The following is a 3,855-nucleotide window of genomic DNA, read 5'->3' on the forward strand; positions in this document are numbered from 1 at the left end:
CTTGTTCTTCGCCATTTTTAAAAGATTGCCAGACCGCCGCGTCTTTAACTGCCGTAGCTAAATTACCGGTTACTTTCGGGTCAAAATCTTTCATAGTAAAAATACAAACTTTAGCCCAACCGCTTTGGGCCCAAAAGCAGATTCTGAAATTATGATTTGTACAAGCTAAGTAAGCTATAAGAGGCCCATTAAGGTAACAGTGTTAAGTATAAAACCTTCTAAACTTCTAATCGCAGATAGAATATCGGTAAGAAAGTAATGCAAATTATTTACTTTAAAATTACTTCTGCCATTACACCAAAGTATGCTGGCAGAAGTAATTTACATTTTTAATAAGAAAGAAGTAAATTTTAAAACAAATATTTACCGCAGGACCGGCTTTATAAATTAGCTATAGTCTGCGGTAAATATGTAAAACTAAGCGTTAAAACAGGATGAAAGCCTTTTAAACGCCGGCTTATTTTCTTGTTTTAACCGGTGCTTTGGTTTTGTTCATTTGCTCCCAGCGCATTAAACCTTCAATAAAATAATAGTCGGCGTAGTTTAAAGGTACGTCTATTTCTGAATTATTAGGCAAATGGCCGGTAGCGTGCATCAGCACAAAATTATTGTTGGTATTGGCTTTGGCCAAATAAGCCGGCGAAGCCAAACTGGCTAACATTTGCCCGGCCACTTTTTTGTAATTTTCGCCTTTGGCTCCCGGCGTATATCTGCTTAATTCTAACAAACCAGAAGCAGCAATAGCTGCCGCCGAGGCATCGCGTGGTAAATCGGGCCGGGCCGGGGCATCAAAATCCCAATAAGGTACTTTATCGGCGGGTAGGTTTTTGTGGTTAATATAGAAATCGGCTATGCCCTGGGCTTGTTTCAGAAAGCGGGTGTCTTTGGTTTCGCGGTAGGTAACAGTGTAGCCATATAAACCCCAGGCCTGGCCGCGGGCCCACGCCGACGCATCGGAATAGCCTTGGTGGGTAGTTTTTTTCCGGACCTGGCCGGTTAAGGTATCGTAATCTACTACGTGGTAGCTGCTGTAATCGGGCCGGAAATGGTGTTTAAGCGTGGTTAAAGCGTGCGTGGTAGCCACGTTAGCATACACTGGGTCGCCGGTTTGTTTAGATGCCCAGTACAGCATTTCCAGGTTCATCATGTTATCAATAATTACCGGGTAATCCCATTTATCGCGGTTGTGGTCCCAGGACCGGATAGTACCGGTTTTTTTGTTAAACCGCGTAATTAAAGATTTGGAACCCTGAATAATAACGTCTTTGTATTTGGGATCTTTGGTTAAGCGATAGCCATTGCCAAAGCTGCAGAAAAGAATAAAACCCAAATCGTGGGTGCCGCGGTTAAATTGTTCTTTTTCTAAACCGGCCGTCCATTGGCGGGCCAAGGTCTCCCATTTTTTATCTTTCGTATAATCGTACATGTACCACAAAGAGCCCGGGTAAAAGCCGCTGGTCCAGTCGCGCGAGGAGGTTGTTGCTAACGAGCCGTCTTTTTTGGTAGACCGCGGGTATTTGGTTGCATCGGAGTTGGTTTGGGCCATATTGCTTAAATGCACCTGAACGGCCTGCATGGCACTTTTAACCGGTACCGTTACATTTTGAATAAAAGCTAAAAAAGTAGCTATGGCCAGAGCAGCCAGTAATTTAAAAGAAATCTTCATGTTGGAATGGGTAAATAATTTAAGCGCTTAAGAATAGTGGGGATAAGTTTTCCTGTTGCTGATTTAATATTTTAAGCTGAATAAAGTTAGGGAAAGTATCCCGGAGAATCAAAGCCCGCTTTTCTCGGGCCTGTCGTCCATCGTTTACCGCGCTGCAATCTCAAATGAGAGCTTATCCTGGGTTTTGGGTTGGGTAATTTTAAAGTTGATGCGGTAAATGGTATCGCCCCACTTTTGTATAATGCCTTTGTCTTCCATAGCGGTAAGTTTTACCTTTTCCACGGTGGGCTGCATTTGGCTGAGGTTATATTTTACCACAAAATCGCGGGCCTGACCTGCTTTTGGTTTGTAATGAATAACCAGTTCGCCCGGTTTAATTATTTCAGCGGGGTAACAGGTCATCAGGTGCTGGGTAAGCTCTCCCGCTTCTTTCAGGTTAATTACATCGGCTACCTGCACGTTTTTACCCCGGTTTAACCGCACGGTACGTTGCCAACTGTTAATACCAGCCTCGGCAGGGTAAGCTTTGGCAATATCCAGCGAAAACTGGGCAAAGTTTTTACCGGCATTATAATTTACGTCCGAAGCTTTGTATTGGGCACCGGGTAGCTGGGTTTTGCCGTTTACGGTTGGCGTGTTGTGATGGTCGGAGCAGTTGTACCAAATATCGTAGCGTTTGTTGCTAAAGGTTTTGCTCGTGTAAGTACCCCGGCCTACATCTATCAGCAAGGGCTGCCCATCGTAATACACCACGTAGTTGCCAATATCGTTGTGGTTGTGGCTTTCGTCGTTGTGGCCGCCTTTGGCCGCTACGTACAAGCCTTTGGTGGTGCCGGCCTGGTCGCGGGCAACCATTACCTGTAAATCGGGCAGCCACACGTCTTTGGGCAGCGGCAAACCCGCTTTCGCTTGCTGGTACTCCTCCTGCATAAACACGGCAAAGAAATTCCGGAAATAATGGAAGCGGCCAATCGAGCCATTTTCGGGCTCGCGGTAATAAGCACCAAAGCGCATCATGTTGGCATCTTTAATGTCTTTGCCGTAGCGGTAAATCATGTTTGCCGACATTTTAGGCTGCGGATCGGCATCGGCAAAATTTAAGAAATATTTATCGCTAATCTGGGCACGGTAAATAAATTTGCCCATATTTTTAAATTTTTCGTCCTGGTACACATAAGCAAAAGCATCTTTACTGGCCAGGTTCAGCATCGAAATATTATCGTACAAAGAGGCAGCTGCCGCTCCCCAATAGCTGGGGCCTTCATCGCAGCCGCCGTCCTGCGGATACGGGTTCAGGAATTCGTCCAATACATCCAGGGTTTTAAATACCAGGTCGGTGCGTTTCTGCTCGTCTTTTTCCAGGAGCAAGGCCGTGTTTAACCAGTTCGAGCAAATCCAGGGATTCCAGTTGTTCGGGGCCCGACCGTCTTTGGTTTTCGTCATCCAGCCATGCGGCTTGTTCATGAGCGGTTTAAACAGGCGGTTATTGGTTTCGTTGTAAATTCTTTTCCGGATTTGCGGCGAAACCGCATCCAATTTCTCGCCCAGAAAATAATCGACCCAAGCCAGGTAGGTACCGGTTTCGGCAGCAAATAAATCTACAAACGGGTCGGCGGTATTCATCAGGCCCGCATATTCCTTCGATTTAGGCAAATGCGCCGGCACGCCCCAGAACGATTCTTCGCAAATAGACCAAACCCCATCAATTATTGGGTCAAGGAAGCGGCCTTGGTTCTCGTAAATTTCGGCCAGCAGCAGCGTACCCAATACTTCTCTCTTCTTGAAACTAATGGCTTGGTACTCATCGCGGTCACCGGTGCGCTCAATTAACAACGATTTGGTAGCCGGAATATAAGGCCATTCGTAATTCAAATAACCTTCGGCCTGTTTTACGTAAGCCTGCATCATGGCCTGGTCGGCTTTCGACCAGCCGTTGCGGTCATTTAGTTGTGGGAAAGGTACCCAAGAAGCTGGCGGAATCAGAACTTTTTTTAGTTCTTCTTTAGAATATTTGCCGCTAAGCAAATTTCTCTCCTGCGCAAAGCCTGCTAAACAAATCCAGAAGAACGCAAAAACAAAAAGTAATTTTTTCATGTGAAGTAAAAGTTCAGTTGATTTAATTATTTGTGGTGGACATTTTTATTGGACGTTGGTAGCCAGACGTTGGATATTAGACCTTTAGTTTTATA

General features: G+C 45.3%; 2 protein-coding genes. Both read right to left on the minus strand.

Annotated features, from left to right (window positions below; genetic code table 11):
• Window positions 1-457: 457 nt before the first annotated feature.
• Window positions 458-1,666, minus strand: a complete 1,209-nt coding sequence (locus ACO1R6_RS14465) for a glycoside hydrolase family 88 protein (protein ID WP_486265606.1) — start codon at window positions 1,664-1,666, stop codon at window positions 458-460.
• A 144-nt stretch (window positions 1,667-1,810) separates the two neighbouring features.
• Complete coding sequence (locus ACO1R6_RS14470; RefSeq protein ID WP_486265607.1) at window positions 1,811-3,760, minus strand: heparinase II/III domain-containing protein; 1,950 nt, start codon at window positions 3,758-3,760, stop codon at window positions 1,811-1,813.
• Between the last annotated feature and the right edge of the window lie 95 nt (window positions 3,761-3,855).

The organism is Adhaeribacter sp., from assembly GCF_057359045.1.

Excerpts from the sequence above, each read along its gene's own strand:
- ACO1R6_RS14465 (WP_486265606.1), bottom strand. The coding sequence starts at position 1,666 with ATGAAGATTTCTTTTAAATTACTGGCTGCTCTGGCCATAGCTACTTTT.
- ACO1R6_RS14470 (WP_486265607.1), bottom strand. The coding sequence starts at position 3,760 with ATGAAAAAATTACTTTTTGTTTTTGCGTTCTTCTGGATTTGTTTAGCA.